Origin of the sequence: Telluribacter humicola, assembly GCF_017355935.1 — a bacterium.
In the GTDB taxonomy this organism is placed as follows: domain Bacteria; phylum Bacteroidota; class Bacteroidia; order Cytophagales; family Spirosomataceae; genus Telluribacter; species Telluribacter humicola.
The window spans coordinates 486,041-512,321 of sequence record NZ_JAFIQT010000002.1 but is presented as its reverse complement, the minus strand read 5'-3'; the positions used below and the strand labels follow the sequence as shown (position 1 = coordinate 512,321).

Annotated in this window: 19 protein-coding genes; 12 read left to right on the top strand and 7 right to left on the bottom strand. The window is 49.6% G+C overall.

The features are described 5' to 3' along the window. Positions 1–64 precede the first annotated feature (64 nt). Entirely contained in the window at positions 65–1,528 is a 1,464-nt protein-coding gene (locus JUB14_RS13170; RefSeq protein WP_207506663.1) for a M20 family peptidase, read from the top strand. A gap of 160 nt (positions 1,529–1,688) precedes the next feature. Continuing rightward, positions 1,689–2,957, top strand: coding sequence for a DUF2254 domain-containing protein (locus JUB14_RS13165; RefSeq protein WP_207506661.1), 1,269 nt, complete (start codon positions 1,689–1,691; stop codon positions 2,955–2,957). On the opposite strand, the gene JUB14_RS13160 is transcribed toward JUB14_RS13165, so the two are convergent. Then, complete coding sequence (locus tag JUB14_RS13160) at positions 2,954–4,234, bottom strand: acetyl-CoA hydrolase/transferase family protein (protein WP_207506659.1); 1,281 nt, start codon at positions 4,232–4,234, stop codon at positions 2,954–2,956. The two genes, JUB14_RS13165 and JUB14_RS13160, sit on opposite strands and share 4 nt — an antisense overlap. A gap of 185 nt (positions 4,235–4,419) precedes the next feature. On the opposite strand from JUB14_RS13160, the gene JUB14_RS13155 reads away from it, so the two are divergent. The 5 genes from JUB14_RS13155 to JUB14_RS13135 all read left to right on the top strand — a co-directional run bounded on the left by JUB14_RS13155 (position 4,420) and on the right by JUB14_RS13135 (position 10,315). Then, positions 4,420–4,713 carry a DUF3817 domain-containing protein gene (locus tag JUB14_RS13155; protein ID WP_207506657.1) on the top strand — a complete coding sequence of 98 codons (294 nt, stop codon included), beginning with the start codon at positions 4,420–4,422 and terminating at the stop codon, positions 4,711–4,713. A 147-nt stretch (positions 4,714–4,860) separates the two neighbouring features. Beyond that, positions 4,861–5,361 (top strand): peptide deformylase, encoded by a 501-nt coding sequence (locus JUB14_RS13150; protein ID WP_207506656.1) that lies wholly within the window; start codon positions 4,861–4,863, stop codon positions 5,359–5,361. Between the two features lie 208 nt (positions 5,362–5,569). Beyond that, on the top strand, positions 5,570–7,699 hold the full coding sequence (locus JUB14_RS13145) for a DUF5916 domain-containing protein (RefSeq protein WP_207506655.1): 2,130 nt from the start codon (positions 5,570–5,572) through the stop codon (positions 7,697–7,699). A 69-nt stretch (positions 7,700–7,768) separates the two neighbouring features. Beyond that, positions 7,769–8,938, top strand: a complete 1,170-nt coding sequence (locus JUB14_RS13140) for a L,D-transpeptidase family protein (protein WP_207506654.1) — start codon at positions 7,769–7,771, stop codon at positions 8,936–8,938. Between the two features lie 192 nt (positions 8,939–9,130). Next, positions 9,131–10,315 carry a L,D-transpeptidase family protein gene (locus tag JUB14_RS13135; RefSeq protein ID WP_207506653.1) on the top strand — a complete coding sequence of 395 codons (1,185 nt, stop codon included), beginning with the start codon at positions 9,131–9,133 and terminating at the stop codon, positions 10,313–10,315. Here JUB14_RS13135 and JUB14_RS13130 read toward each other — a convergent pair. Further along, positions 10,270–11,070 carry a murein L,D-transpeptidase catalytic domain family protein gene (locus tag JUB14_RS13130; RefSeq protein ID WP_207506652.1) on the bottom strand — a complete coding sequence of 267 codons (801 nt, stop codon included), beginning with the start codon at positions 11,068–11,070 and terminating at the stop codon, positions 10,270–10,272. The two genes, JUB14_RS13135 and JUB14_RS13130, sit on opposite strands and share 46 nt — an antisense overlap. 399 nt (positions 11,071–11,469) lie before the next feature. On the opposite strand from JUB14_RS13130, the gene JUB14_RS13125 reads away from it, so the two are divergent. Then, on the top strand, positions 11,470–12,657 hold the full coding sequence (locus JUB14_RS13125; RefSeq protein ID WP_207506651.1) for an MFS transporter: 1,188 nt from the start codon (positions 11,470–11,472) through the stop codon (positions 12,655–12,657). Between the two features lie 8 nt (positions 12,658–12,665). Here the strand turns inward: JUB14_RS13125 and JUB14_RS13120 are convergent, their stop codons facing one another. The 4 genes from JUB14_RS13120 to JUB14_RS13105 form a co-directional block, all read right to left on the bottom strand. Next, on the bottom strand, positions 12,666–13,580 hold the full coding sequence (locus JUB14_RS13120) for an EamA family transporter (RefSeq protein WP_207506649.1): 915 nt from the start codon (positions 13,578–13,580) through the stop codon (positions 12,666–12,668). A 163-nt stretch (positions 13,581–13,743) separates the two neighbouring features. After that, positions 13,744–15,156 carry a leucine-rich repeat domain-containing protein gene (locus JUB14_RS13115; RefSeq protein ID WP_207506647.1) on the bottom strand — a complete coding sequence of 471 codons (1,413 nt, stop codon included), beginning with the start codon at positions 15,154–15,156 and terminating at the stop codon, positions 13,744–13,746. A gap of 148 nt (positions 15,157–15,304) precedes the next feature. Next, positions 15,305–18,100 (bottom strand): M16 family metallopeptidase, encoded by a 2,796-nt coding sequence (locus tag JUB14_RS13110; protein ID WP_207506645.1) that lies wholly within the window; start codon positions 18,098–18,100, stop codon positions 15,305–15,307. Between the two features lie 120 nt (positions 18,101–18,220). Then, positions 18,221–18,688 (bottom strand): DUF2147 domain-containing protein, encoded by a 468-nt coding sequence (locus JUB14_RS13105; protein ID WP_207506643.1) that lies wholly within the window; start codon positions 18,686–18,688, stop codon positions 18,221–18,223. Between the two features lie 56 nt (positions 18,689–18,744). On the opposite strand from JUB14_RS13105, the gene JUB14_RS13100 reads away from it, so the two are divergent. Both JUB14_RS13100 and JUB14_RS13095 read left to right on the top strand, forming a co-directional pair. After that, positions 18,745–19,158, top strand: a complete 414-nt coding sequence (locus JUB14_RS13100) for a hypothetical protein (protein WP_229367809.1) — start codon at positions 18,745–18,747, stop codon at positions 19,156–19,158. A 66-nt stretch (positions 19,159–19,224) separates the two neighbouring features. Further along, complete coding sequence (locus JUB14_RS13095; protein WP_207506641.1) at positions 19,225–19,746, top strand: acyl-CoA thioesterase; 522 nt, start codon at positions 19,225–19,227, stop codon at positions 19,744–19,746. A gap of 2 nt (positions 19,747–19,748) precedes the next feature. Here the strand turns inward: JUB14_RS13095 and JUB14_RS13090 are convergent, their stop codons facing one another. Next, entirely contained in the window at positions 19,749–24,356 is a 4,608-nt protein-coding gene (locus JUB14_RS13090; protein ID WP_207506639.1) for a translocation/assembly module TamB domain-containing protein, read from the bottom strand. Between the two features lie 74 nt (positions 24,357–24,430). Here JUB14_RS13090 and tsaD point away from each other — a divergent pair, with 74 nt between their 5' ends. Further along, a complete protein-coding gene (gene tsaD / locus JUB14_RS13085) occupies positions 24,431–25,429 on the top strand; it encodes a tRNA (adenosine(37)-N6)-threonylcarbamoyltransferase complex transferase subunit TsaD (RefSeq protein ID WP_207506638.1) in 999 nt (332 codons plus the stop codon). A gap of 49 nt (positions 25,430–25,478) precedes the next feature. Further along, a complete protein-coding gene (locus tag JUB14_RS13080; RefSeq protein ID WP_310586137.1) occupies positions 25,479–26,279 on the top strand; it encodes an MOSC domain-containing protein in 801 nt (266 codons plus the stop codon). The last annotated feature ends 2 nt before the right edge of the window (positions 26,280–26,281 follow it).

The following is a 26,281-nucleotide window of genomic DNA, read 5'->3' as shown; positions in this document are numbered from 1 at the left end:
AGTATATTTGGTAGCAGTTAAAGTAGTAATCAGTTTTAGTATAACCAAAATCAGTTCGTCCTTCATGCGTAAAGTTTTAGTAGGCCTGGGTCTGGCCTTGCTGGTAGTAGTAAGTATTCTGCTCTGGAATACATTTACTTTTGAATCAAGACAACTCACTGATGTTCCCTCTGCTCCACCAGTCGCGGTAAGTGATTCGGTCATCAGCCACCTTAGCCGGGCTGTTCGATTCCGGACTGTTTCCTATCAGGATGCTTCACTTACCGATAGTACCCAGTTCCAGGCTTTTTTATCCTTTCTCACAACTACCTATCCTAACGTTCATGCAAAACTCTCCCTGGAACGAATCAACAATTTTGGGCTACTGTACCAGTGGAAGGGGAGTGATGCCACTCTGAAACCCATGCTCCTGATGGGGCATTATGATGTAGTACCCGTCATACAGGGTACCGAGCGTATGTGGAAAAAGCCTCCATTTGCAGGCGTGGTAGAGGATGGATTTATCTACGGACGGGGTACACTGGATGATAAAAGTACCGTGATAGGGATTCTGGAGGCGGTAGAATATCTAGCAAGTACCGGTTATAAGCCTACACGTACGGTTTACCTGGCCTTTGGGCATGACGAAGAAATAAGCGGCAGGCAGGGTGGCAAAGCCATAGCGACTACCCTGGAGAAACGCGGAGTACAGCTGGAAATGGTACTTGATGAAGGAGGTACTATCAAAACGGACGGTGTAGCCGGTCTGAAGTCATCAGTAGCACTGGTAGGGATAGCCGAAAAAGGCTACACCAGCCTTGAAATTACCGCCCGGGGTGAAGGTGGCCACTCATCCATGCCTCCCCACAAGACAAGCATCAGTATACTAGCCTCTGCCCTTAATAAACTCCAGCAAACCCCTTTTGAATCTTCATTGAAAGGTACCGTAGGAGAAATGCTCAAGTACCTCGGACCTGAGATGCCCTTCGGGCAAAAGCTAGCCATTGCCAACCGCTGGCTGCTGGAGCCTGTACTAATCAATATTTTTAGTGCTACTAACGCCGGGGCTGCCAGTATCCAGACCACCATTGCCCCGACCATATTGAAAGCCGGTATCAAGGATAACGTACTACCCATTGATGCCACTGCTATCATCAACTTCCGCATATTACCCGGTGACTCGGTAAAGGGAGTACTGGAGCACGTTCGCAATGCTATTGACAATCCAGACGTTTCGGTTAGGACGCTGGGAGAATTTGATACGGAGCCTTCACCGGTTTCTTCTCCTGACGCCGAAGCTTTTCAGCTCCTGAATCGTACGATCCGGAGCTGCTACCCTGACGTGGTCGTGACTCCTTACCTGGTTGTAGGGGCTACGGATGCCCGGTATTTTCGCAAGGTAAGTAACAATATATACCGCTTCACGCCTTACCAGCTCAACGATGATGACCTTAACCGGGTGCACGGTACTAACGAACGTATTGAAGCCACTACCTTCAAGGAAATGATCCGTTTCTACGCAACTTTGATTCGTAATGTAGCTCGCTGAGGCTTTCAAATACAATGAAACAGTAGTAGCGACTCCCAGTGGGAGTCGCTACTTTTTTTGATGGAGGAACTGATACTGGCACGACTGAAATGACAACGAAGAATAGACAAACCTGCCTTTTTATAGTTTAGTAAGAAGTAAAAGTATCTATCGTAGCTTTATGATCACCAGAATACTGCAATGGTTTCGGCTCCACTACTATAATATTCTAAATAGTATTGCCTTCTTTCCAGCGTTAATTGCAATAGGCTTTCTCCTCCTGTCGTACGTAGCCTTGGAGATTGATTTCTCGGACTATGGTAAAAGCCTGAAAGCCCGCTGGGACATCATCAGCCTCAAAGATGCCAGTACTGCCCGTTCCATTGCGGCTACAGTAGTGGGAGGTATATTGTCTCTGGCGGTATTCAGCTTCTCTATGGTCATGATCCTGCTCAACCAGGCGGCTTCCAACATGAGTAACCGCGTGCTGGACAGCATGATCGGCAACCGCTTTCAGCAGGTGGTTCTTGGCTTTTATATCGGTACTATCGTATACGCGCTGGCTCTGCTAAGTACCATTCGCGATATCCAGTCGGGCATTTATATTCCGGCGCTTAGTATATACCTGCTGATGTTCCTTACCATCGTGGACATCTTCCTGTTTATATACTTTCTGCACTATATCACGCAGTCGGTAAAGTACGAGATTATTATAGAGCGCCTGCACCGGAAAACGAAGTCAGCACTGGAGGACACCAAAGAAATATCGCCTGAATCACCCGAAGAGGCATACGTCAAAATCAGCGGAAAAGCTATCAAAACAGAGCGATCTGACTACTTTCAGGGATTTAACCAGAAGGCTCTCCTGCATTTATGCGAAATAAACGACTGGGTAGTAAGCTTTCCTCATCCGGCCGGAAGTTATCTTCTGACCGGTACTACGTATGCCATTATACAATCAAAGGATGAAGTTACGCCCGATCAGGTGAAAGACCTAAAAGTCCAGGTGGATCTGCACCGGGGGCACCCCATTACCAGAAACCCTTACTATGGCTTTGAACAACTTGTAGAAGTAGCCCTAAAGGCACTCAGTCCGGGTATTAACGACCCTGAGACTGCGGTTCTGAGTCTGCACGCCTTGACCGATCTGCTGGCGTTCCAACTGGTACATCGCCCTGACCCGGTGATCAGGGATAGCAACGGCAAGCCCCGGATACTGGTCAGCTTACCTTCGTTCGAAAAACTGTTTGAAAGTTGCTTTCTTCCGATCTGGGACTACGGCAAAGAGGACCGCATGATGCGGGTAGAGCTAATACTAATGCTCGAACAGCTATACGGTGTAGTTTCCTCCGCGGAGCATCAGCTACTCATTACCAAACTACTGGATCAGGTGAAGAAGGCCGTCAAACAGAATACGCTCAACAGCCTCTCCTACTCCAAACCAGACTAAGCATTAATATTCTTGAACCGATCAAAAGCGGCCCTTTCCAGCTCCTCGCGGTGGTCGGGGTGAGCGATATTGATCAGTGCCCGGGCGCGCTGGCGCAGGCTTTGCCCAAACAGGTAAGCTACCCCGTACTCCGTCACTACGTAGTTGACGTGGGCGCGGGTAGTAACTACCCCGGCCCCCTGCTTCAGCAGAGGTACTATCTTGGATTCACCCCGCGTAGTAGCTGAGGGCAGGGCTATGATAGCTTTACCTCCCTCCGACAACGAAGCTCCCCGGATGAAATCCATCTGCCCGCCTACCCCTGAGTACAGTCGCGTCCCTATTGAGTCGGCGCTCACCTGCCCGGTCAGGTCTATTTCGATGGCGCTGTTGATCGCAGTAACCTTTGGATTGGAGCGGATTACGGAGGTATCGTTAGTATAGTTGGCTTCCAGCATGGCCAGCATGGGATTGTCATGTACAAAGTCATACAGACGTCGGCTGCCGATCAGGAAGGTAGATACCATCCGGCCCCGGTATTTCTTTTTCATGCAGCCATTGATAACTCCTTTTTGTACCAGATCTATCACTCCGTCCGAAAACATCTCCGTGTGCAGTCCCAGATCTTTATGGTTAGTCAGGCAGCTAAGGGTCGCGTTAGGAATACCTCCGATACCTACCTGTAGGGTGGCTCCATCCTCCACCAGACTGGCCACGTTTCTGCCTATGGCCATTTCAATATCGGTAGGCTGCTTTGGTTCGTGTCCGAGCAGGGGACGCTCTTCGTAGTACAGGGCACTAAACCGACTCACGTGTACCTGAGCATCACCGTGCGTACGGGGCATCAGCGGGTTGACCATACCTATGACGTAGCGGGCCGTTTCAACGGCGGCCTTCGTTACATCTACCGATACGCCCAGTGAACAGTAGCCGTGCAGATCAGGTGGGGAAACGTGTACAAGCGCTACATCCAGCGGCCATATCCCACGACGGAACAGGAGCGGCGCTTCGCTCAGAAACACCGGAATATAGCTGGCCCGTCCTTCGGCCACCGCCTGCCTCAGATTGCTTCCGATAAAAAGCGCATTGGGGTGAAAAGCCTCATGACAATCCGGATCGGCGATGGGCATGGGACCTTCCATGTGCAAATGGATGGTCTGGACGCCCCGAAGCTCGTCTTTGCGGGCAGCCAGTGCCTCGATCAGAGGCGTAGGTGTTGCGGCAGCGGCCTGTATAAATACCTTATCATTACTTTTTATCAGTTTGACGGCCTCTTCGGCACTTGTAAAATTCTGCATGGTTGTAGTATCCTGTATAGTTCTGAAAATAAGTGGAACATCAGTAAAAGATCATGCCGCAAGTAGTCCAAATTGCACGGGGATGACTATGAGTAAAATCATAGATCAGGCGTGTCATCCTCAGGATTTATTTTAACTGTTTGAAGGTTATATTTGTAGTTTCAACCCATATCTCACTATTCATCATGATTGATCTGATTAAAACCTCCCTCGGTCGCTTACGGATTGTTGGTTTTCTGGAAGGTATCTCCTATTTGGTACTGTTAGGCATTGCGATGCCTCTTAAATATATGGCCGGTCAGCCCGAAGCGGTTAGAATCACCGGTATGGCGCACGGTATTCTGTTTGTGATGTATGTACTGCTGGTCGCTCAGGTAGCGTACGAACTAGTCTGGTCGTGGAAGAAGACGGCACTGGCACTGATCGCCTCTCTCCTGCCCTTCGGTACCTTCTATGCCGACGCGAAGTGGTTTAGGTAGAATCTAATTGTGAATTGGAGGTTGAGTGATTTAGCGAATGGTTTGAGTTTGGTATCTTCTGATTCTAAATTCAGCAATCGATATTCGACAACCATACTCACCGCGCCTATTCACTCATTCTCTCATTCCCCAAATCACTCATTACTTATGAAAGGCCTTAACGATATCCTGCTGCTGGGTGATGCCCGACTGTATGAAGTGTGTGAACCGTTGCAACCGGAAGATCAGGAACTGATTGATACCATAGTAGCGGATCTGCACAATACACTCATGGAGTTCAGGGCGAAGTACCAGGCTGGTAGGGCCATCGCGGCTCCTCAGCTGGGGTATATGAAGAGGCTCATCTATATGAATATCAACGATCAACCTACTGTATTCATCAATCCTGAACTGGTGTATAAGAGTCAGGAAATGATGGAACTGTGGGATGATTGTATGAGTTTGCCGAATCTGCTGGTCCGTCTTCAGCGACACCAGCAGATTCGCATCCGCTTTTATAACCAGAGCTGGCAGGTACAGGAGTGGGATCTGAGCGATGACCTGTCGGAGCTGCTCCAGCACGAGTACGACCACCTCGACGGCATACTATGTACCATGCGGGCTATTGATGAAAAATCGTACCGCTGGCGCCCTACTCCCGAAAAGTAGCCTCCCCTGTATAGTTTTCTTTTACACGTTAAAACTATCAAAAACTAATACTATATTCTGCAAAGTGGCTTTTTGTCACCTAATTGTTTTACAGGAGTTAGGAGTATAAACCATTTCTTCCGAGCTTTGCTTTTCAACTAGTTTTATTAGAATTCCTAGAAAAGTGCAGCAACGTTTACTACCCTTATTCCTTTTAGCTCTTTCGCTAATGTGGCCCGCGCTGGCCCAGAAACCCAACGAAAATTACAAGTACCACATTCATGCCGCTACATCAGACATCAAAATAGACGGTGTAATGGATGAAGAAGCCTGGCAGTCGGCCGAAGTAGCCAGCAACTTCTTCATGATCCAGCCCATGGATACCAGCTACTCCCGCGCCCGGACAGATGTACGTATGGCCTATGATAAGCAGTATCTGTACATCTCGGTAGTTAACTTTAAACCAATTGCGGGTACGTTAATCGTAGAGTCGTTGAAGCGGGATTTTAACTTCGGCAAGAACGATAACTTCCTGCTATTCATGGATACCTTTAACGACCGTACCAACGGATTCTCGTTTGGGGCCAATGCCGTAGGAGCTCAGTGGGACGGCCAACAGCACGACGGTGGAGCGGTAGATCTGAGCTGGGAGAACCGCTGGTTTTCTGCTGTAAAAAACGACGATGAAAAATGGATCTGGGAGGCCGCTATTCCCTTCAAGAGCATCCGTTATAAGCCCGGAATCACCGAGTGGGGCGTCAACTTCAGCCGCCTGGACCTGAGCATAGCCGAGAAGTCAGCCTGGGCGCCCGTACCCCGGCAACTGGCCTCAGCCTCGCTAGCTTATACCGGAGTACTGGTATGGGACCAACCACCACCAAGCCCCGGCCCCAACATCTCTATCATCCCTTACGTAGCTACTCGCCTTAACCGTGACTTCCAGCGCGAAAACTCAATGGGTCGGTCACTCGATGTGGGTGGTGATGTCAAAATTGGTATTACTCCGTCTATGAACCTGGACCTAACGGTAAACCCTGATTTTTCGCAGGTAGATGTGGACGTACAACAAACCAACCTGGACCGCTTTGAGCTGTTCTTTCCGGAGCGTCGTCAGTTCTTTCTCGAAAACGCTGATCTCTTTGCCAACTTTGGCTATTCAACCATCCGTCCTTTCTTTTCGCGGCGTATAGGTTTGGGGGTACCCATACTCTTCGGATCTCGCCTGAGTGGAAAACTGGATAAAAACTGGCGCTTAGGATTACTGGATGTACAGACTGCGGCACAGGATGATCAGCCCAGCAACAACTATGCGGTATTTGCCCTGCAGCGTCAGGTACTGGCTCGCTCCAATGTACGGTTCATGATGGTCAACAAAGAAGCTTTTCAGTACAACCCGGAGATGCATCCGGGTACCAGCCGCTACAACCGTAACGTAGGAGGAGAATTCAACTTGGCCTCGGCCAATGACCTCTGGGCTGGTAAGGTAATGTTCCTAAAGTCATTTAGTCCGGGATTGAAAGGAGACGACTTTGCTCACGCGGCTAACCTGAACTACAACAAAGCGAATTTCTTCTGGCAGTGGCAGCATGAGTATGTGGGTACCAACTACAATGCGGAGGTAGGCTATGTACCTAACGCAGCCCGGAATGGCTATTATAAGATCAATCCGATGATTGGGTACCTGTTCTTTATCAAATCACCACTGGTTATCAGCCACGGTCCGAGGTTCATGAACACGACATACTGGGATAAGCAGCGACAGCTCAGTGATAACGAAATGGTACTGGTATATAATGTTAATTTCAGAAACCGGGGTACCGCTTCTGTCTGGACGGCTACTAACTACGTACGCCTGCTGAGTCCTTTTGACCCGACTAACTTCGGCAAAGAGAGGTTGGCTACAGGTACTGAGCACCGGTGGAGATCAGCAGGATTTGACGTAGTATCAGGGCCACAGAACCTGTTTACCTACGCCGTAAGCGGGCGTTTTGGTGGCTACTACGCTAATGGTACCCGTACGAACTTCAACGCAGAACTAGGATACCGTTTCCAGCCTTATGTAGCTATTGCACTCAGAAGTACTTATAACGATATACGGATGCCAGCTCCCTGGAACCGTACGGAGTTCTGGCTGGTGGGACCACGGGTGGACGTAACATTCCGCAATAACCTGTTCCTAACTACCTTCCTGCAGTACAACAACCAGGCCGACAACGTAAACCTTAATACCCGACTGCAGTGGCGTTACAAGCCGGCATCAGACCTGTTTATAGTATACACCGACAACTACCTGCCCGAAAACTTTATGGTCAAGACTCGTGCCTTGGTAGTGAAGTTCACCTACTGGTGGAATGTCTGACATTCGTCATACTTTGCACGTAGGTTTGTCATAGTGCTCCTTACTATTCATAGGTACCTTGCGTGCATTATGACAAAAGCACTCCTGACACTTTGTTTCCTGGGCATTCTGATAGCCAGTCCGGTTTTAGCACAAAGCCGGACTGGCTTTTCGGCTATAGGAGGTCTCTCACAGGCAGCCCACCGGCAGCTTATTACCCGGCAACTCCTGTCTTATGCCGATTCTGTTGGGGTTGACGTTGCCGACCTGAAAGTACCGGCTGGTACCGATACCCTATATGCCCTTCTGCACGAGCTTCGGTACGGCCGCCGTCCCCGCTACCTTTCGCATCAGGCCCTCCCCGAGCGCATTGATTCCGCAGGTATTCAAAAAGTACTACACCTTTTGCTCATACCCGGATCTGGCACTATTTCACAGGCAACATCTGACTTTGTACCAGTACCGCGACAATACTATCAGCTGGTAAATCACTACCAGCGCCTGCGTCGGGAAAATCAGGTGGATAGTCTGCCCTACCTCCGTACTACTCTCAATCAATTAAGGTGGATACAGCGCTTCACCGACAGCACATTTGTACTGGTGAATGTACCTGCGGCTGAGCTTACTGTGCTGGCTCCGCAAGGCGACGAACTACTGCGTATGCGGGTCATCGTCGGGAAGAAAGGGAACCAGACTCCTTCTATGGTTACCTATTGTTCTACCATTACCCTGTACCCCTACTGGAATGTACCCCGCAGTATAGCCATTGGAGAAATGCTCCCCAAGATCAAAAAAGATTCGGGTTATCTGGACCGGAACCAGCTGCAGGTTATAGGAGCCGACGGCAGGGAAGTTGACCCAACCCGGGTAAACTGGGCGATCATGGACGCCAAGACCTTTACCTACAGGCTTCGGCAATCTACAGGCTGTGATAACGCCCTGGGTGTCGTGAAGTTCAATCTAGACAATCCATTCTCGATCTACCTGCACGATACCAACGCACGCGGGCTTTTTGCTCAGAAGAACAGATGGCTGAGTCATGGGTGTATCAGGCTACAAAAGCCTACCGAACTGGCCAACCTGATGCTGGACAAAACCTACCTTAATAATGACTTCCTCAACAAATGCCTTATAGACGCCAAACCGGGTACAATCAAGCTTCCCCGTCCCTTCCCCGTTTTTGTTCTCTACCAGACGGTGGATCTGGACCAGCAGGGTAATCTGAGATGGCATCCAAATGTATATGCTTGGTCTATGTAGGCGTATATATACCCACTTCTTTGGCGCAGTTTGTATACTTATTTCCGCATACTATTAGCTATACGTAATATATCTTCATTATACAAAAGGCCGTAAACTGCTCATTTACGGCCTTTTAACATATAATCCGGTTTATCCTTTTCAGTTAGCACAACAATTTAAATACAGGTAGTAAGACTATTTACTATTTATATGAAACCGATTATAAAGGCACTAAGCCTATTCACCATATTGCTTGCAGCCGCCAGTGCCTGCCAATTCAAAGGTCCTGATGACATGACAGATGAAGAGCTGGTAATGGAACTGAGTGAGCGGAAGGAATATGAGAAACTACTAAACTACGCTAAGAGTGTAGGACTAGATAGTGCTAAATATGCGTATAAAGAGGGAGGTGCTCCTATATATGGGCTACTGGAAGAGATTGCCTTTGGTCATAAGCCGTCGTACATCAAGTACATGGTTAAAGCCAATGAGCCTGACTCGGCCCGTATCCGAAATGTAGTTAGAAGCCTGGTTAAGGGAGATCCTATCGAAGAAGTAATGGCTTCGCTCGAACCCCAGGCTATGTCGTATCAGCGCTTAAAACAGCACTACCAGCGACTACGGACTGAGAATAAGCGCGATAGCGCCGCTATTGTAGCCAACTCACTGAATGCCTACCGGTGGATGAACCGCCAGGCTAATGGAGCCGAACGAATGGTACTTGTAAATATTCGGGGCGCTTATCTGAAAGGTATTGACTCAACGGGTAAGGATGCACTGAATATGCGGGTGATTGCGGGTAAGAAGGACACTCCAACTCCATCCATGGACACCTACGCTACGCAAGTAATCACCTATCCATACTGGAATGTACCTCAGAGTATTGCTACCAAAGAGATTCTTCCTAAGGTAAAGAATGATGTGTCGTTTCTGGAAAGAAACAAATTTGAGGTTATCGATAGCAAAGGAGAACGGATAGATCCGTACGAGATCGACTGGTCCGGGATGGGCGAATCAGATTTCCCCTATCGGTTCCGTCAGGATACCGGTGAAGATAACTCATTGGGACTTCTTAAGGTGGACATTGAGAATCCGCATGCCATTTACCTGCATGATACAAATGCCCGGTACCTTTTTACAAAGGATCAACGGTGGAGAAGTCATGGTTGTGTACGAGTACAACATCCAGCTGACCTTGCCAACTTCATGGCTGGCGAACAGCTACTGGAAAATGATTTCTTACAGGACCCCAAGGAGGATCATCCCCCCAAGCACCACAAGCTGAACAAAAAGGTACCGGTATTCTTACTGTATCTGGGAGCCGACGTTAATGAGGCCGGCCAACTGGTTTACTTCGAGGATGTGTACGGCTGGGAAAGACGGCCTACTATCTGATCACCTAACTGATCGATACCAGCCAGCAGGCTAGATGAACGCAGATAGTTGTTATCAGGATAATAAAGAAAAAGCCCTGCTCCGCCGTTGAGAAGTTCGATTATCTTCTGATGATCGGCCATAGAGATGGCGGGGCAGCCAAGGCTACGACCCAGGCGACCGGTGCGACGAATAAAATCCTCGCTTACGTAGTCGGCACCGTGCATAACAATTGCCCGCTCAAGAGCGCGATCGTTGTAGCCTTTTTCCATTCCCTGCAAGCGCATGGAAAGACCATGCTTGCCCTGGTAAGTACCTAAGGTGCGGTAAAAACCGAGGCTTGACTGATAAGAAGAGTTTTCATTAGAGAAGCTCTTGGCGTATTCACTACCTGAATTACGGCCATGGGCTACATGCGTATTATAGATAAGCTTTCTGGTAGCCATATCAATAATATATAAACGTTTATTGCGGGAAGACTGGCTGAAATCAGCAATTGCAATGATTGGCTTACGGAGATTCATTTTCTGAAAACCAGCCCAGGCATAGTAAAATGTCTCTTTGGAAAGACCTTTTTTATCTAGTTCGAGAGATTCGTAAAGGGAGATCCACTCGGGAAGGGATTCAACTTCAGGAACAATGGCATCTGAATCTACTTGTGAGGAAATTAATTTATCCGTTGTAATAGAGGGAGGGGTTGAATTTACATTTCTGAAACCAAACAACACGCCTAGAGTTATTACGGCCATCACCAGCACTACCGAAGCCTTCTTCATTTACAGAGAATTTTAGTTTAATGATTGATTACCAGATGCACCTGCTACTTTTTTTCTTAACGCACTTTTACTTCTAAGCTTGCCCAAACGCGCTACTTTTTGCAGCCACTATACTTCACAAACTACCACTTTTATAACACAAGTATTTGACAGAAAGGATATTACTACTAGTAAATAAGCAGGTACATACTATCAACTTCATCCCGAAATGAATGGTTCCCCGGGCTGTCTACTTCAGAAACATCCGGCAAATCTACTTGCACGGTATTCCTGCTAGTACAGTGTCTGTACCTGTCTGTTTTATAAGGTAAATATACTAAAAATTAAATTTCAGTAAACCTGAGGTACCCTTAGCAGGTGAGTTTGTACTTTTGCAGCCTAAACTCTTTATCGGTAGTTGTGTCCAATATTTCTTATACTACTCCTGACCGTTATACAGTCATACGGTCTTTACAAGTATTCTTCACTAACCCTTATACCAGAGCGGTCGGGCTGGTGTTTGCCACCGACAGCCTGCTTTTTGGTAGCTGGGTAGCACGCATCCCCTTCCTGAAGTACCAGCTAGGACTCAATGACGCCCAGCTGGGGCTATCCCTGTTTCTGCTACCGATTGGCTCTATTATGTGCAACCCATTTTCTGGTCGGCTGATCCGTCGGTTTGGCTCAGCCAGGGTGTGCCTGTGGAGTGCCTTTGGGTTCTTTTTGAGTGTACTTATACCCATCAATGCACCTAATGTATATGCTATGGGAGCCGGTATGGCCGTCATGGGTGGCTTTGCCGCTATACTGAACGTGGCCATGAATACCTGTGCTTCCAATCTGGAAAAGAGCCAGGGGATTCGGATCATGTCTGCCTGCCACGGCATGTGGAGCCTTGGTGGAATGCTGGGGAGCACCCTGGCCGGTCTGATTATCTGGGCGGAAGTCAGTGCCCCTGTGCATATGCTAATTATCACGCTGCTCCTTTGTACACTTACAGTGCTGATCCAGCCACTCCTACGCGAGATACCCGAAGAAAAAAATGAGAATGAGACTTCCTTTGCCCGCCCTACCGTTACGCTTGTAATCCTGATATTTATTGGCCTTACGGTTTCGATGGGAGAAGGCGTATCCTTTGACTGGAGTGCGATCTACCTCCGTGAAATCGCTCATGCTACGCCATCAGTATCGGCGCTGGGCTTTGGCTGCTTTGCCCTTACCATGACCCTTGGCCGATTCCTGGGTGATACCATCATCCCGCGCTATGGTGAAAAAAGGCTACTCATACTGGGAGGTATAGTGGGAGCACTGGGCATAGGTATAGCCGTAATCTTCCCCTACCCGTTCACTACGTTGCTTGGCTTTCTAATATTAGGAATGGGATGCTCACTGGGTGCCCCTATGCTGTACGCCATTTCGATGCGGCAGCCCAATACCCCACCCGCGGCAGGTCTGGCTACTTTTGCGACATTCAGCTTTATTGGCTTTATGGCCGGTCCACCATTGATAGGCTTTGTGGCCGAGGCATATGGGCTTCAGTACGGTTTCGGACTGGTAGCGATACTCCTGCTTATGGGCTCCTTACTGAGCCGCTGGGCGCGGGTATAGTACCGTACCTAGCGCTTCTTGCCCAGCGTGATCAATACTACACCAGAAAGGATAATCAAGCCGGCAACTATGGATTGACCCGTCAGAGACTCCCCGGCAAATGCCCATCCCAGTAGCATGGCTACAACGGGATTGACATACGCGTAGGTCGACAGCAACTGCGGAGGTGCGTTGCGGGCCAGCCAGGCGTAGGAAGAAAAACCAATGATTGATCCAAAAATGACGAGATAGATCAGCGCTCCAATCGCCTTCGTAGGTGCGTGACTGATGCTAATGAGGTTAACGGGCTCCACGATCAGACTGGTCAGCAGCAGGAGTCCCCCACCAACCAGCATCTGAATAGCGCTGGAAACAATTTGGTTGGGTAAGTTCACGCGGCCAGACAACAACGTACCGGTAGCCCACGATAGATTGGAGAGAATAATAATAGTGATACCAATCCAGCTTTGAGACGAAGTAGCTTTAAAGCCTCCTGGCTGTACCAGCATAATAATACCCGCCAGTCCGACCAGCAAGCCCAACGAAGCCAGCTTGGTAGGCCGTACTTTACTAAAGCTAAGCCAGTTAAGAACCATGATAAAAAGGGGTAGCATACCACCCATCAGAGCTGCTATACCCGTAGGTATATACTGAATGGCCATGGTCATTCCGCCATTGGCGATGGTAAGAAGCAATACTCCAATCATACCGGCCGATACCCATTCCTTACGGGTAGGTCGCGCATTGCCGGTCAGGCGGGCATAGAGGTATAGGATCAGGCCCGCGGTAAGCAGACGACAGCCCGCCATATAGAGCGGCGGCATCCGCTCGGTCATGAAGTGTATAAACAGATAAGTAGACCCCCACAGTGTATAGACCGACAGGAGGTTTAGCACCAGTTTGGTGCGGGAAGAGCTTTCAGTGGTAGATGTAGATAATGCCATGACTAAGGTACTTTGCCAACTATATTTGCCCATAAACGAGCCCTTCGGCTGACGAAGTTCCTGAAAATCTGTGATATTTTGTACAGAAATTTATTATGGTACTCTACTTATATAATTCATAATTCTTTCTACCTACCAAAGCACCTAACTATCACTATTCCAATTAATAATATACCTCGGTGGCATTGGTTTTCATTTGGTCCAGCAGCAAGCTGTACTTCTTGTCCAGTCCCTTCTTCAGGAATGGATTGCCACGCAGGTAGAGCTTCTCAAGTTGCTTCATTTCCAGAAGCGCTTCAGGAAATTCAGAGAAATTATTTTCGGAAATATCCAACTCTTTCAGCTTGGTTAGCTGCCTGATTTCCGGGGGAAAGGTAGTGTACCAGTTATATCCCAGGTCCACCAGCCGAAGCGAGGACAGCCGGACCATCTGATCGGGCAAATTACTGAGCCGGTTGTGGTGGGCGTACATCACCTGCAGGTCACGCAGGCGATCCATACGACGAGGTAACTCTGTAAGCTGATTGTGCGATACCGCCAGATGATTCAGCTTACGCAACCGGGTTATGGAAGCCGGAAGCTCTGCCAACTGATTATAATAGAGATCGATCACCTCCAGACGGCGCATCTTCCTGACTCCCTTAGGCAGAGCTGTCAATCCACCTTGGTATAGATTCAGATCGTGCAGGTGGCGCAGCTTTCGGAAGCTCTTATTGGATAGATCGGTCAGCCGGTTACGGCCCAGCCACAGGCTCGTCAGTCGCCGGCAATTGCGTACCGCATCAGGAATATCTGTAAACTTGTTCTGCTGAATGTTCAGTATCTGAATGGTCTTATTCGGTGTAATCGTGAGGCTCTCATTAGCTAGTTGATTTTCTCTCAGATCCAGCCTCTTAAGGCGGGGCAGCCGGGCCGCATCAATAAAAGCAGCAGTCAGGTTATTGCCATGTAGATCAAGCTCCTCCAGATTAGGAAAACGATAAATGACCGAGGGTACTTCGGTCAGCTCCAGCTGGTTCAGAAACAGCCGCTTTACTTTGGCAGTATCCACCATGGCCGTGGCTTCAGGTAAGGTAGTAAGAGTACTGTCGCCCTTTCTGACCCGGCGGGCGTTCCAGTTGGGGACAGTATTTAGGCCTTTGCCGGGTATAGTACCAATTGAGATACTATAACCAAACCGGTACGGCTGTTTTTTGCTGTTTTCCAGTTCCCAGCCCGCCAGCCCTTCGGTGAGTTTAACCTTTACGGCATTTCTTAGCGAATCCCGGGCAGGATGATCCGATATGAGTTGATAGATGAGGTAGTCGATCTTTCCGGTTTCGTTGACATAGAGAGCCCCCAGCAGATAGAAGCCTGGATTCGGAGTTCCTTTGAAAAGCTTTACTATTTCGTTCTGAAAGCCATTGATGGCTCCCATGCCTCGTTCATTGAGCCAGTACGGAGGATACTTCCGAACCAGTTCGCTTTCATCAATTTTAAGCTGCCCTGCTTCCTCTCTCGATACCACGCGGGTTTGGGCAACTGAAGCACTATATCCTACGGTAAGGACTAGCAGGATTATTAGTAGCGTTTTCATAGGACCAGGCGTTAGTCTACACGAAAATAACTAATATCATAGTAGTTTATTTTTATTTCCTGTAACAATATTTAGAGAAGGATTAAAAAAGAAGAAGGCGCTGAGGTAATCCCCAGCGCCCTCGTCGTAGTAACGAAATGTAAGCCTGTTAGTTTTTAGGACTTCCGCCCATTGTAGCGGGAGCACCACCCGTAGCAGGGGCGCCTTTACGGGCTTTCTCGAAGTCTCCAGCCTTGATGACCGTGATCTTGGAGTAGTCGATATGCTTATTCATAGCGGCACGGATCTGGTCAGGTGTCAGAGCCTCCACTTTCTTCTCAAACTCCGCATCCCACTTCATGGTGCGGTCGAGGTAGAGATTGTTGTTCAGGGCACCGGCCAGCGACGCATCCTGCGCCCGGCTCACCTGACGCGACTGCAGGTAGCCTGACTTGGCCGCCTTGATCTCATCGGCTGTGAAGCCTTCTTTCAGCGCTTTCTCAAGCTCTTCCTTAAAGGCCTGCTCCAGCTTTTCTACATTCTGAGGAGCATAGATCGCGTAAGCCAGGAAGGTACCATTCTTGTCAAGCGAACTGGCGCTGAACTGTGAACCTACCCCGTAGCTAAGGCCTTCCTTCTGACGGATACGTGTAGCCAGACGGGAGTTAAGGAAGCCACCACCCAGCATGTAGTTGGCCATCACCAGCGCCGGGTAGTCAGGATCAGTATCCTGCAGCGGCATAGCCATACCCGCTACAAACATAGCGTTGGCTTTATCGGGTGTTTCGAACGACTTGTTCTGTGCTTTTACGGTTTGATACGGTGAAGCAACCCGCTTGAATGGCTTAGCGCTCTTCCAACTGCCAAATTCATCCGTAATGATTTTCTGAATTTCAGCCTGATCAAAATCACCTACAACGGCTACACTAGCATTATTGGCTCCGTAGAAGTCTTTGTAGAAAGCCTTTACCTGATCCAGGGTTGCGGCATTGACATCGGCTACATCTTCATCGAATGTTGTCACATACCGGATATCGCCCTTTGGATAGGGGCTCGTAACCCGACGGTACTCGTTGATGGCAATGGCCTGCGGCTCACTACGCTGCGATTCGATCTGGGCCAGTTGCTCCTGCTTGAGTTTTTCAAATTCGTTGGCATCAAAAGCCGGTTGCTTCAGTACCTCAGCCACCAGTTTCATCACGGCAGGCAGGTTTTCACGAGTCGTTTCAATATTGACTCCCGCCTGGTTACCACCACCAAAGAAATTCACACGGGCTTTCAGACGGTCAAACTCATCCTTGATCTGCTGGCGCGACTTGGTCTTGGTACCTTTATCCAGCATACTTCCTGTCAGACTGGCGATGGTAGCCTTGTTCATGAGGCTCTTCTCATCGCCATAACGGAGTGTCATACGGGCTGCCACTACATTACCTCTAGTCTGCTTGGGCAGCAGGGCCACTTCGATGGTATTGGGCTTCTCTACCAGGGTAGTGCGGCTGTCGATGTTAGTCGGAGAAGGATCAAACGCTTCACCCTCCGCCATTACAGCTTCTCCTTTATAGTCTTTAACCAGATCAGCTACGTTCGGAGCAGCGGGAATTTCAGCACGCTCAGGAGCGGCCGTTGGTACAAATGTACCCACGGTACGGTTAGAGGGCTTCAGGTAGTGCTGAGCAACGCGGTATACATCGTCAGGAGTTACTTTACGAATGTTGTCACGGAACAGGAACGCCAGACGCCAGTCACCAGTAGCGATGTACTCGCTGATCCCCAATCCAACGCGCTCAGAGTTACGGAACTGAAGGTCCCAGTTTTTCAGAATAGATGCCTTGGCCCGTTCTACATCCTCCGCCGAGGGCTTCATACGGGCAGCCGAGTCAAGCGTAGCGATAAGGGCATTACGTGCTTCATCCAGGGATTTTTCTTTAAGTACTTCGGCACCAAAGTAAGCAAAACCGGGATCATGCAAGGCAAAGCTGAATGCGTACTGTGAGGAAGCTTTCTTGGTATCCACCAGATTTTTATACAGCTTACCATTGGGCTCCGACGATAGTACCTCTACCAGTACATCCATAGCGGGGTAGTCAGCGTGGGAACCGGGCATGATGTGGTAGGCACAGGCTACCATCTGTACATCACCTGCCCGCTTCAGCTCTACAAAACGCTCTCCGTCCTGTGTAGGCTCGGAGGTATAGGTCACTGGTAGTACACGTTCGGGCTTTTTGAGTTTGCTGAAATATTCATTCACCAGGGCCAGCGTTTTGGCTTCGTCAATTTTACCCGCCACCATCAGGACCGCATTGTCGGGCTGGTAGTACTTCTTGTAGAAAGCCTGCAGGTTTTCAATGGGGACATTCTCGATATCCGAGCGGTTACCGATCGTGGACTTGCCGTAGTTGTGCCAAAGGTATGAGCCTGACAGTACCCGCTCCATCAGCACCCGGAATGGGCTGTTTTCGCCTGATTCAAACTCGTTCCGCACCACACTGAACTCACTCTCCAGATCCTTCTTGGCAATGTACGAATTGACCATCCGATCCGCTTCCAAATCAAGCGCCCACTTGAGGTTTTCTTCGGTAGCCGCAAAAGTTTCGTAGTAGTTGGTACGGTCGTACCAGGTAGTACCATTGGGGCGGGCACCGTGCTCGGTCAGTTCCTGCGGGATGTTAGGGTGCTTGGGAGTACCCTTGAACACCATGTGCTCTAGCAGGTGAGCCATTCCGGTTTCGCCGTAGCCTTCGTGCCTTGAACCTACCAGGTAGGTAATGTTAACGGTAATAGTAGGCTTGGACGGATCGGGAAACATCAGTACTTTGAGGCCGTTGTCCATCTGATACTCGGTGATACCCTCCACCGAAGTGACTTTTTTCATCCCCTTCGGCAGCTCCTGCGCCCACACCGGCGTTGCCGCCAGCAGTCCCACCAGCATCCAACCGGTCAGTTTTTTGGTAGATACATTGATCATTTGTGTTGTGATTAGTCTTAGAGATAGTCGTAATAATATAAGAAAAACGCCGCTTGTCAACCAAATTAGTGACAAGCGGCGCAGAATCTCAATAAGCAGAATACTGGTGATAAAGCATGCTTACCTGACCCGAACCCAAGTATCGGTTCGGCCAATCAGCGAAATACCTACATAGCCCCGTACATCCAGTTTATTGGGATTTTGCAGCGTCATCTTGCAGCTATATTCCTTACCGTTTTCGGGATCGTATATCTTTCCATCTTCCCATACGTTATTTCCGGCATAGGTAAAGTCACTGAGATTGACCAGTCCGATAAGCGGCTGCTTCTTTTTACCCGCTGCAGGATTATTTTTATCTAACTTAGGCGCTCCGGTAGCCGGCTCGTTGGGCTCTTTGAGCCACACGATTTTTCCGTAGTACTTAGTACCTTGCTTGTAAATTTGCACGTGTCCCTTCTTGGAACCCGTCAGCCAAACCCCTAGGATATCGTCTGAATCAGCAGCCGGACGAAAAGATGAAAGAAGGCTAACACTGCATAATACGAGCAGGAATAAGGAAAAGGTAGAGCGAAAACGGGATCTTTGCATATATACTTGAATTGATAACTGGTCAAAACGGTTTTGTAAATCACTTAACGAAGTAAATGAAAAATACATTTATGACAATCAAAAAAAATCTAAGCATAGTACTATTTATTTTCATCCAGGCTGCTTTGAGTGGGTGCTTTCGTCCGTCTATTCCCATCTCTGGTGGGGCAGTGTACCCTATTGATGTATTTTTTGAGAATCAGTCTCCCGATCGCCCCTTTTCAGAGCTACAATGGGTGGAGATAAGCGATGAGAATAAACTAAACGAGCGCCAGAAGAAGAGCGACGAACGCCTGCTATATAGGGGCAATAATGCTGAAACCAAGGAACTCCTCACAGCCCAACTTGTCCTAAAAGCTCAGAAACTAGGGGCTGATGCCCTTATGAATGTACAGTATAAGTACTACACCACCGCCACCACCGAGGGCTATACCATGCGTGGACTAGCCATACAATACCGGGGTGAATAAGGCAGAATGTACCTACACCACCTAATCCAATTAACAGACAAAAATCAATAGAATCATAGTAGCTATATGTTTTACAAAGGCGACCCAACCAACTTACCAACCGAGGCCGAATCAAGGGTAATCATCCGTTTTCAGGATTGTGACCCCTTACAGCACCTCAATAACTCCAAGTACTTTGACTACTTCTTCAACGCCCGGGAAGATCAGGCTTCCAAGCTGTATGGCTTTAGTTTTGAGGCTATGTTCCGGGAGTTGCGCACCAGTTGGGTAGTATATCAGCACCAGATCGCCTACGTACGGCCGGCCGGGATCAGTGAATGGGTACGAATTATCACCAGGGTTATCTATCACGACGAGGATACTATGGTAACAGAGTATGTAATGACCAACGACGACCGTACCCAGTTGAAGACGCTCCTGTGGGTAACCTCCAAACACGTCAGCGTCACGACAGGAAAACGTACCCCGCACCCGCCCGAACTCATAGAGTACCTGAAGGCGATCCAGTTGCCGGGTGTTGACTTCCCGTCCATGGATTTCAACGAGCGTATCCGGGAGATAAAGCAGTCACTGGTACCGGTATCTTAAGACTACTTCTTCGTAGTACTATCGGGGGTGAGAGCGCTGGATGTTAGTTTACCCGACGAGTCAGCGTCGTCCGTATCGGTCGAATCCGGTTTGGCGGGCGTCGCGGCAGGAGCCGCCGGGTTGGACTTAGGCATTACAAAGCGGTTGAAGCTATGGGTAAACTGCATACTTACCCCACCGGTAGTCAGCGTGTTACTCAGGAGGAGTGGGTTCTGGATGTTGCGGTTATAGGCTTTCAGGCGTACACTGCCCGTCTGGGTGAGCCAGTACTCTAGTGTCCACTCCCCTACCAGACTGGCAGCGTCATTCTGAATAATACCGTAATTGAAACGTCCATCGCGCGTTACCCGGAAGCGGTCGTTCAGGAACCGGTATGAGAAGCGTAGCTGCAGGTTGTTCAGGGCATTCTGGTCCAGCGACAGACCCGTCAGACCAACTTCCAGGTTTTCGTTCAGCGCCGATGCCCACTTACTTACCTGATTCGTCACCAGCTCACTGATACTGTTACCAATAAAGGACTGACTCTGATTGGACTGGGCCAGCAGGGCATCCTGCGGAGTCAGCAACTGGTTAAACAGGATCAGGCTACTTACCTGACGGCTCAGTTCCTGCTCATCACTGCGCAGACGGTTTTCAAATGCCGCCACGGCACTTCGGTACTCGCCCGAGGCCGGATATTCCACTATCCGCATATCATAGGCGATCTGGGGCGACATGAGGCGGTCGGTCAGGGTGATGGTCACCTCTACCGGATAGCGTCGCGACAGGGGATTGGAAGCATTGTTACTATTAGTAGTAATACCCGGAAGTACCCCGGCCAGCGATGCCAGCTGTGTATACCCCGCCTGTACATCCAGAATAGCCGCGTACGGATCGCCCGACCAGGTAATACGGCTGCCGGGCTTGATCTCAAACTTCTTGTTCAGGGCATTCTGGAAGGTAAAGGTGTAGTCTCCGCGGGCTATCTCGTACGTACCGGACATTTCGAAATCCCCTTTGGTATCTATTTTCATATTCAACAGGCCGCTCCCGTAGGCTTTAATGATATCACCGGCCTGACGGTCCAGTTGTATCTCGCAGTAGGCGTCGGGTGTAATGTTGAAGTTAAAATCCATCTTGATCCCCCCCATGTCTACCGATCGTTGCTGTCCCTCATCCGTATCGGTTGAGTCTTCTTTGGGAAGCTGACTCACAAACTGAATATAATCCTGGGTAGCCACCTCAGTAGCGCCGTCCAGAGGTATATAGATCCGCGTTCCGCGGTTACTGGTCACGTTGGCTTCAATGGTCAGGTTGTCTATGGGACCAAATAGGGATGCCTTACCGGTCACGTAGGCTGTACCGTAGAACAGGTCGTTGTCGGTGGCATTGGTATTGAGGATTTTGAAGTTGCGCAGGTCAGCGTTAAAGCCCAGGTTGAAGTATTTGAAGCCTTCGTGGTATACTCCCCCGCGCAGGGTAGCGGTATTTCCATCCTGGTCGGTCACTGTCATGTTACGGGCCGCTATTTCGCTTTCACTGAAATAGATCTTATCACTGAAGGTAAGTACCGACTGCAGGTAGTCAAACCGCAGACGTCCATTATCCACCATTACCTCACCCTGCAGGATCGGGTGCTCAAGGTTACCCGTTACCTGAACGGTTCCTTCGGCCTGTCCGCTAACATCCGATACCAATCCCTCCGAAAAAGGCTCAATCACCTTCAGATCTGTATCAAGGAAGCGGGCCTTCATATTAAGAGAGTTCTCTTTCAGGTTAGGATTATACGAGCCGGTCAGAGAGAAAGTACGACGGGCGTTTTTATCCAGGTGCGCATCCACGTAGAACTGGTCAGTCAGTTCATCCCAATCCCCTACCCCTTCGAAGTTACCCAGCTCGTACTTATCGTAGCTGAGTCCCTCGACGTTAAACTCCGCCTTGAGCTCGCTAAAATTCTGTACGCTGCGAAGCTGCGCCGTGCCATCCATCACGCCCCCCAATTTAGTAGCAAATACAGGATTCAGGGTAGCCAGTTTAAAATTGCGGGTTTCCAGCAGTAGACTCTGATCAGAGCCCTGAGCATAGGTACCATTGAGAGCCAGTCGCTGCTTGTCATTGACCAAAGCCAGACTACTAAAGCGGACACTCTGCCCGGATATAGAGATCAGGTTGTTAGGAGTCACCTGCCAGACTTCATCCAGCAGGTTGAGCCGGGAGTTCTGGAGGCGAACATCGAAGCCATCCGTCAGGAATCGTATTTCACCACTCAGATTAGCGCGGTTGCTGCTGCTGACCTGCCGCAAACCAGTCCGAAAATTAATATGATCTTCGTCCCAGGTCGCTTCTATCTCAAGTCGCTCGGTGGGAGCCAGCAGGCTTATTTTATGCTTGGCAGAGGTAACAAAGGCCGAGGCAAGTACCTCCTCACTATTGACAAATTTAGAGGTAGTAACATCTACTTCGGAATTGATAAACTGGTTGCCACTAACCCGTACGGTATCCGCTTTGGCATTCAGCGTAAGGAGGGCGGTATTATCCATCCTGAATTCCCCTTCGGCATGCGCTCCCGGCGATACGTGGGCATCCGGGTACAGAAAGGCCAGTACCTGCGAGAGATCGCGCGTACGCACCTCGTAGTTGATTTCGTAGCGCTTGTTTACTTCGTGGTTGGTCTTTTGCGTATAGTACTCTTTACGGTCCTTTTCATCCCTGAAGAAGTACAGCTTATACTCCTTCAGCACCCGGTTCAGATCCTCAACGGCCGGCGTCAGTACAAAGTCGCCTTTGACCCAGGCTGTCATAAATTCACTTTGCAGCTCCATGGTACGCTGGTCTCCTTCCTGAACCGAAGTAAGCTGCAGGGTATCTATTACCAGATTTCGCTCATTAGCGGGTGTAAGCAGGTGGGTATTCAGGAAACGGGCCCGGCCGGTCAGTGCATCTATGGAGTTACCTACCACCTGTACATCCAGCTTGGTCCCCAGGGTAAAGGGATCCTGGGTATAGCCCAGCGCAAATAAGTTTGCTTTTTCTATTACCCCCTGAATGTCAAAGGCATTCCTGGCACCGGACAAATCAAATTCCCCGTCCAGATTAACCACCAGATTGGTATCACGGGTACTTACCTGCCCGTTGAAGTAGGCTTTCTGTAGATTACCCCGTACCCGTATCGCCCGATAATCATAGTTTTCGAAGCCAAGGCGACTGATGGAAGCGTTAAGATTGGCCGACGAAGACGCCAGATCAAAGCCCCGCCCATTGATGGTACCGGACATATCCAGCTTCTGCCACCGCTCGGGTTGGTCCAGCAGTACTCCCAGGTCTAGGCTCGAGGTAGTCAGTTGACCATTATAAGTAGTATTGTGACTATCATCAATGTGGAATACCAGATCAGGCGTCAGACTTCCGATGTCCGTATCCAGGTGCCCTTTCAGACTAAAATCTTCGAAGGTACCTTTGAAGGTACCCGCCATATGCACCATACCGAACTTCTGGAATGTCTGGTGCAGGTCTGTTTCGGGATAGTACTGTACCAGGTCGGGCGTATGTACCTGCGAACGGTCCAGCCGGAAGTTCATGGACATTCCTTTTATTTCGGGCAGACCTTTGAAAGCCAGATCCCCCACGATGCGACTGTTCTTCCCAAACCTCAGATCTGTATTCCGGACCCGGAAGTTATTGACAATCCCGTCAAAATTCCCGGAGACTTTCCAGATTTCGTCCAGCGTGAGCAGGTACTCTGCAAATAGCCCCAGGTCATCGGAGTGTACCCGACTGTTATCCAGGTGACCTATCATGCGTACCCGGCTGTTGAAATAGCCCAGATCGGCCGGAGTATCGTAGTTAAAGCTGATGTAGTTAGTCAGGTAAGAACGACCTACGTAGGCACTTAGCCCGGCCAGCTCCATCCGCTTGACGCAGTACAGAAAACGCGTATCCAGATCGTGTACTTTGAGCTTAGTCTGCTTGTCAATGGTAGTAAGGTCATTGGCCTGAAAGCGTATGGTATCACCCACCAGCAGAAAATTATCCAGACTGGCATTCAGCTGACCCAGTTCAAAGTGATTGTAGTCAAATACGGTTGAAGTCTTGATACGGGGCTCCCGGGGATCATCGTACTTAAAGGTACCTTCTACCAGGTGCGCTTTTCCGATCGTGAAAGGGATATTCTGGTTGGGAATATAGTTGGTGGTATCGCCGGAGGTAGTGAGCTCGTTGATGCGGGCGATAAAATCATCAATATTCAGATCGCCGTTCTTAGGGTTCTTGATCAGGTGGACATCTGGCTGAAACAGGGTAACCTCGTCAAGATGGACAACACTCCTTCTGTTTTCAATGATCTTGCTTAGGCTCAGGTTGACGTCTATACGCTCCACCTCGATCATGTGGCGGTCCTGAGCATCCCGTATACCTACCCCTCCCAAAGATACAACATCAAACCACTTGATATGGAGCTCCCGGATAGAGATAGGGTATCCCATAGCCTCTGAGACTTTCCGTGCGGCTTTATCTACCGCCCAACTCTGCACGGTCGGAAACTGAAAAGCAACCGTAATGGCCTCCAGCGCCAGCAACGCGAAGATCATTACAACCACCAGCCCATTCACTACCGATCTCAGAATGTTTATCATCTATTGATTCAGGACCATCCACTATCCCGACTTGGAGTAATTTATGTAAATTTGTACAAATTTTACCTATTTACATGAATATTCTAGCCATAGAGTCGTCCTGCGACGAAACCTCGGCAGCTGTCATATCTAACGGCAAAATCTGTTCTAATGTTGTTGCAACCCAGCTCATTCACCAACAGTATGGTGGCGTAGTACCCGAGCTGGCTTCAAGAGCCCACCAACAGCATGTACTGCCGGTTGTTGAAAGAGCGCTTAGTGACGCAAAAGTAACTAAAAAAGACCTGCATGCCATAGCTTTTACGCGCGGGCCGGGTCTTTTGGGTGCCTTACTGGTAGGAACTTCCTTCGCCAAAGCCATGGCGCTGGGCCTGAACATACCCCTGATCGACGTCCATCACATGCAGGCGCACGTACTGGCTCACTTCATTGAAGACCCCAAGCCATGCTTCCCCTTCCTGTGCCTGACCGTCAGTGGCGGCCATACCCAGATCGTAAAGGTGCGTGACTATCTCGACATGGAGATTATAGGTCAGACGATGGATGATGCCGTGGGCGAAGCCTTTGACAAAACGGCCAAGCTCCTTGACCTGCCCTATCCGGGTGGCCCGCTGATCGATAAGTACGCGCAGCAGGGCAATCCGCTGGCGTTTGAATTTCCGCCCGTCGAGATGCCCGGCCTGGACTACTCGTTCAGCGGTATCAAGACGTCGTTCATGTATTTTCTGCAAAAGAAGACCAGAGAGAACCCTAACTTTGTGCAGGAAAACCTACCGGACATCTGTGCCAGTATCCAGCATACACTGGTCAGAATACTGCTCAAAAAGCTGAAAAGAGCCGCGAAGGAAACCGGTATCCGTGAGATAGCCATTGCGGGAGGAGTGTCGGCCAATTCGGGGCTGCGTAAGAGCCTGACGGAGCTGGGGGAAGAGATGGGCTGGAACGTCTACATTCCACGCTTTGAGTACTGTACTGACAATGCGGCCATGATCGCTATCGCTGCTCATTACAAGTACCTGCAGAATGACTTTACGGACCAGAAGGTAAGCCCCCTGGCCCGCATGGAGTTTTAGGTTCCACGCAATTTCACATAAACTCATACACTCTTAACTCATAAACTCCTTGCTGACTCTATCTGAAATCTGGATATACCCGATCAAGTCGCTGGGCGGCATTCGCCTGGATGAAGCTCATGTACAGCTACGTGGCCTTCAGTACGATCGGCGCTGGATGATCGTCGACGAAGATAATCGCTTTGTGACCCAACGCAGCCTGCACCGCATGGCCCTGCTGGACGTAACGCTGGATCAGGAGCGCCTACTGGTAATAGATCGTACCAATCCGGCCGATGTACTCGAAGTACCCATGCAACCTGTTAGCAAAGAGGTACTACAGGTAAGTATCTGGGACGACCACGAGGTAGAGGCCCTGACCGTATCAGATCAGGCCGACCAGTGGCTTAGTACCAGGCTGGAGCGTCCGGTCAGGCTGGTGTATATGCCCGACTCCACCGAGCGTCGCGTTGATCCGAGATACGCTAAGGATGAAGAGAACGTAAGCTTTGCGGATGGCTACCCCTTCCTGCTGATCGGGCAATCATCCCTTGATGAACTAAACAGCCGTCTGCCCGAGTCGATCAGTATGCGTCGCTTTCGTCCCAACCTGGTTGTTACGGGAGCTGCTCCTTTTGCCGAGGATAGCTGGAAGGATATTCAGGTAGGAGCCCTTTCATTTCAATTAGTCAAACCCTGCGCCCGCTGCGTACTTACCACCGTTGACCCGGAGACGGCCCAGACCGGGCCCGAGCCCCTGAAGACACTGGCAACCTACCGTAAACGGAACAATAAGATATACTTTGGACAAAATCTGCTGACCCATACCACCGGACAGATTGCCGTAGGTGACCCGATACAGATTATATAAGA